The 6,409-nt window shown below is 61.5% G+C and carries 6 protein-coding genes; all 6 read right to left on the bottom strand.

Annotation, left to right across the window (positions count from 1 at the left end):
- The coding region (locus tag BM151_RS06145) for an AMP-binding protein (RefSeq protein ID WP_143093051.1) at window positions 1-839 on the bottom strand (839 nt) is incomplete at its 3' end.
- 95 nt (window positions 840-934) lie between these two features.
- Window positions 935-1,708: an ABC transporter ATP-binding protein gene (locus tag BM151_RS06140; protein WP_090058987.1), complete on the bottom strand. Its 774-nt coding sequence runs from the start codon at window positions 1,706-1,708 to the stop codon at window positions 935-937.
- Between the two features lie 11 nt (window positions 1,709-1,719).
- Complete coding sequence (locus BM151_RS06135; protein ID WP_090058984.1) at window positions 1,720-2,481, bottom strand: ABC transporter ATP-binding protein; 762 nt, start codon at window positions 2,479-2,481, stop codon at window positions 1,720-1,722.
- A gap of 12 nt (window positions 2,482-2,493) precedes the next feature.
- Window positions 2,494-3,717, bottom strand: a complete 1,224-nt coding sequence (locus BM151_RS06130; RefSeq protein WP_090058982.1) for a branched-chain amino acid ABC transporter permease — start codon at window positions 3,715-3,717, stop codon at window positions 2,494-2,496.
- Between the two features lie 4 nt (window positions 3,718-3,721).
- A complete protein-coding gene (locus tag BM151_RS06125; protein WP_090058979.1) occupies window positions 3,722-4,753 on the bottom strand; it encodes a branched-chain amino acid ABC transporter permease in 1,032 nt (343 codons plus the stop codon).
- A 209-nt stretch (window positions 4,754-4,962) separates the two neighbouring features.
- Window positions 4,963-6,303, bottom strand: a complete 1,341-nt coding sequence (locus BM151_RS06120) for a substrate-binding protein (protein ID WP_090058978.1) — start codon at window positions 6,301-6,303, stop codon at window positions 4,963-4,965.
- Window positions 6,304-6,409: the final 106 nt, after the last annotated feature.

Below are 6,409 nucleotides of genomic sequence, written 5' to 3'. Positions count from 1 at the left end.
TAACCGCCGGAGCTGTGCACCACGCCCTTGGGTTTGCCGGTGGAGCCGGAGGTATAGAGGATGAACAGCGGGTCCTCGGCATTCATCGGCCGCGGTGGGCAATCCGGGCTGGCGTGTTCCATCAGGTATTTGACATCGACGTCGCGGCCCTGGATCCAGGTGATCTGGTCACCGGTGTGCTTGACCACGAGGCAGCGCACCTTGTCGGAACAGTGCAGCAGAGCGGCGTCGGTGTTGGCCTTCAGAGGCGTGCGACGACCGCCGCGGGGTGCTGTGTCCGAGGTGATGACCAGCTTGGCGCCACAGTCGTTGATGCGGTTGGCCAGCGCGTCCGGCGAGAAGCCGGCGAAGACGATCGAATGGATCGCACCGATCCGGGCACAGGCCAGCATGGCATAGGCGGCCTCGGGGATCATCGGCAGGTAGATGACGACGCGGTCGCCGCGCATCACGCCCTGAGACAGGAGCACGTTGGCCATGCGGTTCACCTTGTCGGAGAGCTCCTTGTAGGTGATGTGCTGGGCCTCGGCCTCCGGATCGTCGGGCTCGAAAATGATCGCGGTCTGCAAAGAGCGCTTCGCCAGATGGCGGTCGATACAGTTGGCGGAGACATTGAGAACCCCGTCCTCGTACCATTTGATGTCGACGCGGCCGAAATCGAAACAGGTCTTCTTCACCTGCGTGTAGGGCTCCATCCAGTCGAGAATCTTCCCCTGTTCCGCCCAGAATGACACCGGATCAGAAACCGAACGCGCGTACATCTCTTCGTACCGTTCGGCGGAAATCAGCGCGTTCTCTGCGAACGCTTGGCTCGGGGCGTAGGTCTTTTCTTCAGTCATGATGGCTCCTCCCAGAATGCGTATGCCCGCACCATAAGGCACGGGCAGCCCCCGCCACGGGGTGCGCCTGAGGGCAACCGGGGCAGGGGCGGATGTCAGATGGCGAGATATTCGGCTCTGAGCGCTTCGTTCTCAAGTACTTCTTTAGCACTACCATCATAGACCACGCGACCGGTGTCGAGGATCACCGCGCGATCCGCGAGGTTGAGCGCGCGCACCGCGTTCTGTTCGACCAGAACCGTGGTGATGCCCTGTTCCTTGATGATCCTCAGCGTCTTCTCGATTTCGTCGACGATCACCGGGGCGAGGCCCTCATAGGGTTCGTCGAGCAAAAGCACCTTGATGTCGCGGGCCAGCGCCCGAGCGATGGCGAGCATCTGCTGTTCGCCGCCCGAGAGCGTCACGCCCTCCTGCTTGCGGCGTTCTCTGAGCCGCGGGAAGAGATCATAGAGACGATCGAGCGACCAGCCGACGGGTTCGACGATCTGCGCCAGTTGCAGGTTTTCCTCCACTGTGAGCCCGGGAATGATCCGGCGATCCTCGGGCACCAGCGCGATGCCTTTGACGGCGGCCTCGTAAGAGGTCTTGTCATGCAGATGCTCGTGATCGAGCCAGACCTCGCCATGGGTGAGCTGCGGACTGTCGAGACGGGCCAGAGCGCGCAGCGTTGAGGTCTTGCCGGCCCCGTTGCGCCCGAGAAGGGCGAGGATTTCGCCCTCGTGGATGTTGAAGGTCACCCCCTGCACGATATAGCTCTCGCCGTAATAGGCATGGATGTCCCAGGCGGAAAAGAAGGCCGGCGCGGTCTGGGCGTGATTGGCGTTCGGGTTGAAGCCTTCCGGCGTCTTTGCGAGTGTGGTCTGGTTCATATCTGCCTCCCTTAGACCTGCTGGGTCTCGCCCAGATAGGCTTCTTTGACCTTGGGATTGCCCTTGATATTGTCGGGCGTGTCCTCCACGAGCGGCGTGCCTTGCGCCAGCACCGTGATCCGGTCCGCGAGCGAGAACACCACATGCATATCGTGCTCGATGATGGCGATGGTGATGTCACGCGTCTCCTTGATCTCTTTCAAGAGCGCGATGGTGTTGTTGGTGTCGGCCCGCGCCATGCCGGCGGTCGGTTCGTCCAAGAGAAGCAGCTTCGGCTCCTGCACCAGACACATGGCGATTTCGAGCCGGCGCTTGTCGCCGCGCGACATGGCCGATCCGATCATGTCCTTTTTCTCGAGCATACCGACATCGGAGAGCATCTTTTCCGCTTTCGCGATCAGCTCCGCCTCGTGTTCCATGTTCTCGATCGCATGCATCCGGAAGGCGCCGTCGCGCTTGGCGAAACACGGGATCATCATGTTCTCCATGACGGTGAGATCGGCAAAGATCTCCGGCGTCTGGAACACCCGGGAAATACCGAGCTGATTGATCTCATGCGGTTTGCGGCCCAGAACCGAGGTGCCGGCGAAGGTGACGGAGCCCTCATCGGGGATGAGCTTACCCACGAGACAATTGAGCAGCGTGGATTTGCCGGCACCATTCGGGCCGATGATGGCGTGGACGGTGTTTTCCTCGATCGAGAGGTTCACATCGCCCAGGGCCTGCAGACCGCCGAACCGTTTGCCGACGCCTTTGACTTCAAGAATACCCATTATTCTGTCTCCTTACGCCACATGTTTGCCGGGTTCGGGGCGGTGTTCGGGATCGGGATCGTCGTATTTGTCACGCTTCTTCGAACCGCCCTTGATCCGTTTGTTCAGCCGCTTGAGCCCTTCGATCAACCCGCCGGGCAGGAAGGTCACGACCAGCATGAAGGTCACGCCAAGGGTCAGGTGCCAGCCTTCGCCGGTGAACCGGGCAAAGATCCAGATCACCAGATCCTCGAGCCCGTCGGGCAGGAAGGAGAACCATTGATGCAGCACGCCCTCGTTGATCTTCGAGAAGATATTCTCGAGGTATTTGATCACGCCAGCGCCGAGAACCGGCCCCATCAGCGTGCCTGCGCCACCCAGGATGGTCATGATCACCACCTCGCCAGAGGCGGTCCAGAGCATGCGGTCGGCGCCCGCCAGCGGGTCCATCGCCGCCAGAAGCCCGCCCGCAAGCCCGGCATACATGCCGGAGATGACGAAGGCCGCCAGCGTGTAGGGTTTCGGATCGAGCCCGGTGTAGGTCATGCGCTGCTGGTTCGATTTCACCGCCCGGAGCATCATCCCGAAGGGCGAGCGGAACAGGCGGATGGCGACATAGAAGGCAATGATCGCGATCACGGCCGAGAAGTAGAAGCCGACATTGAAGGTGAAGACATGGCCCAGAGCTTCGAGCTTGTAGGAGGCATTCATCGGCAGGCCGAAGATATTGGTCACCGGCAGGGAATGGCCCTCGCTCGCGCCGTCGAGAACGCGGGGATCATCGAGCGACAGTTGCAGGCCGGTCTCACCGTTGGTCAGCGGCGTGAGCACGGAATAGGCCATCTTGTAGCACATCTGCGCAAAGGCCAGCGTCAGGATGGAGAAATAGATCCCCGAGCGGCGCAAGGATACGTAACCGATGGCGGCGGCGAAGATGCCGGAGACCACCATGGCCAGCAAGATGGCCGGAATGACGTTCATCGTCAGCAGCTTGAACATCCACACCGCAGCGTAGGAGCCGATGCCGAGAAAGGCCGCGTGACCGAAGGACAGGTATCCCGTGAGGCCGAAGAGGATGTTGAACCCGACCGCGAAAATGCCGAAAATCGCGACTTTCTGCATCAGGTCCGGATAGCCGCCGTTGAACTGGGCAAGCCCCGATCCTTCGGCGAAAGGTTGCATGAGGATCGGCGTGAACAGGGTCAGCGCGATCACGATCAACAGGAAGGTTGTGTCTTTTTTATTCAGTCCGAACATGGTGTTAGTCCTCCATCACGCCTTTTCGGCCCATCAGACCGCGCGGACGGGTCAACAGGATGATGATGGCGACGACATAGATGATGATCTGGTCGATGCCGGGGATGATCGCCTTGATTTCGTTCATCGAGGCAAAGCTCTCGAGAATGCCGAGCAAGAAGCCTGCGGCGACGGCGCCGGGCAGAGAGCCCATGCCGCCGACCACGACCACGACGAAGGACAGCACCAGGAAGTCCATGCCCATGTGATAATTGGGCGAGAGGATCGGCGCGTACATCACGCCCGCGACACCGGCGACGGCGGCGGCGAGGCCGAACATGATGGTGAAACGGCGGTCGATGTTGATGCCCAGGAGCCCGACGGTCTCGCGATCGGCCATGCCGGCGCGCACCACCATGCCGAATGTGGTGAATTGTAAAAAGCTGAACACGGCCCCGATCACCACGGCGGCAAAGCCGAAATAGATCAGACGCCAGTAGGGGTAGATGATCATGTTCGGGTCAAAGCCGAGCATGGCGCCGAAATCGAACGAGCCCTTGAACGCATCGGGGGCGGGGGTGGAGATCGGGTTGGCGCCGTAGAAATACTTGATGATTTCCTGCAGCACGATGGCCAGACCGAAGGTCACCAGGATCTGATCGGCATGCGGGCGCTTGTAGAAATGCTTGATCAGCCCGCGTTCCATGGCAAAGCCCACCGCGATCATGATCGGGATCGAGAACAGGATCGCCAGAGGCACCGCCCAATCGATCAGCGCGCCACCGAAATCATGGCCGAACCAGGCTTCGACATAGGGGGTCTTGATCTTGGCCGGGTTGCCGAGGAAGTCGACCTTGGTCGGATCGATCGTCTCGAAAGACAGCGAAAGAAGGCGCGACAAGGTCACGGCGCAGAAGGCACCGATCATGAAGATCGCGCCATGGGCGAAATTGACCACGCCGAGCGTGCCGAAAATCAGCGTCAGACCCAGCGCGATCAGCGCATAGGCCGAGCCCTTGTCCAGCCCGTTGAGCAATTGCAGAAGGATGGTTTCCATGATCCCCACCTGTTTGAGGTTGGTCTTGGACAGCGTCCCACCGGCCCGCGCATGTCGCCATGGCGGGGGAGGCAGGACCGGACGCGCTTTGATACGCGCCCGGCCGTCCGGCTTTCGGAGGGTGCGGGGGCTGCCGCTTTGCGGTTCTGAGCCCCCGCGGGTCTTGCCTTGCGGGGCGCGCCGAAATGGGCGCCCCGGTGCGTGGGGTCTTACCCGGCGTTACACTGGCCCAGAGCACCGCCCGCGAACATCGGGTGATCCGGAGCATAGGTGACCTGAGCGGCCGGGGTGACTTCGACAACTTCGAGAAGGTCATACTCGGAGGTCGGGTTCTCTTTCCCGCGCACAACCAGAACGTCTTTGAAGCACTGGTGGTCATCGGCGCGGTAGAGCGTCTTGCCGTTGCCCAGACCGTCGAACTCGAAACCTTCGAGGGCTTCGGCCACAGCGCAGGGGTTGAAGGAGCCGGCACGGGCCACGGCGTCCGCATAGAGCAGGGTCTGGCAATAGACGGTGTGGGCCGCCTGCGACGGCGGGAAGCCGTATTTGGTGCCAAAGGACTTCACGAAAGCCTGCGAGCCCTCATCGGTCAGCGACCAGTGCCAGTTGGTGGACCCATGGATGCCCTTGATGTTCTCGCCGGCACCTTTCGCCATCAGACGCGAGAACAGCGGCACGATGATTTCGAACTTCTTGCCGTTGACCATCTTGTCGCGCAGGCCGAACTGCACCGCGTTGGTCAGCGAGTTCACCATGTCGCCGCCGTAGTGGTTCAGAACCAGCACATCGGCATCCGTCTGCAGAACCGGGGTGATGTAGGACGAGAAGTCGCCCGCGCCCAAGGGCGTGCGGACCTTGGCGACGGTCTCCCAACCCAGCGCCTCGGTGGCGGCTGCGATGCTCTCTTCCTGGGTCCAGCCCCAGGAATAGTCGGCGGTCAGGTGATAGGCCTTGCGGTCATCGCCATAGAGGTTCTTGAGCACCGGGGCGAGCGCCGCACCGGACATGTAAGCGTTGAAGAAGTGACGGAAACCGTTGGCTTTCTTGTCTTTGCCGGTGGTGTCGTTCGAGTGCGTCAGACCGGCCATGAAGATCACGCCGGCTTCCTGGCACAGACCCTGCACGGCGATCGCCACGCCGGAGCTGGAGCCGCCGGTGATCATGATGGCGCCGTCTTTCTCGATCATCGATTTGGCAGAGGCGCGGGCGGCGTCGGATTTGGTCTGGGTGTCGCCGGTGACATATTGCACCTTCTTGCCGAGGATGCCGTTGCCTTCGAGCACTTTCGAGCTGAAGGTGTTGAGCATGCCGCCGTCACCTTCGCCGTTCAGGTGCTCGACCGCGAGCTGGTAGGCACGCAGCTCGTCGGCGCCCTCATCGGCATAGGCGCCGGATTGCGGCACGTTGAATCCGAGGGTCACGGTGCCGCCCATCGGCTCATTGGTAAAGGCCGAAGCCCCACTGGTGAAAATGGTCGGCAAGGCAAGGCCGGCGCCCGTGATGGCACCGGTTTTCAACACACCGCGGCGCGTCAGATCGAATTTGGACATTGAAATTCCTCCCTGGTGGATGTGCTGCGCGTAAACCGTCTGGGGCCTGCCCGGATTTCCTCCCCGAAACCCGGGCCCCGAAAAACGGGTTTGGCGCAGATCCTGT

It is taken from the genome of Celeribacter neptunius (genome assembly GCF_900113955.1).
Lineage (GTDB): Bacteria > Pseudomonadota > Alphaproteobacteria > Rhodobacterales > Rhodobacteraceae > Celeribacter > Celeribacter neptunius.
Note: the sequence above shows the minus strand (reverse complement) of the source record. Positions and strands in the feature narration are given on the sequence as shown.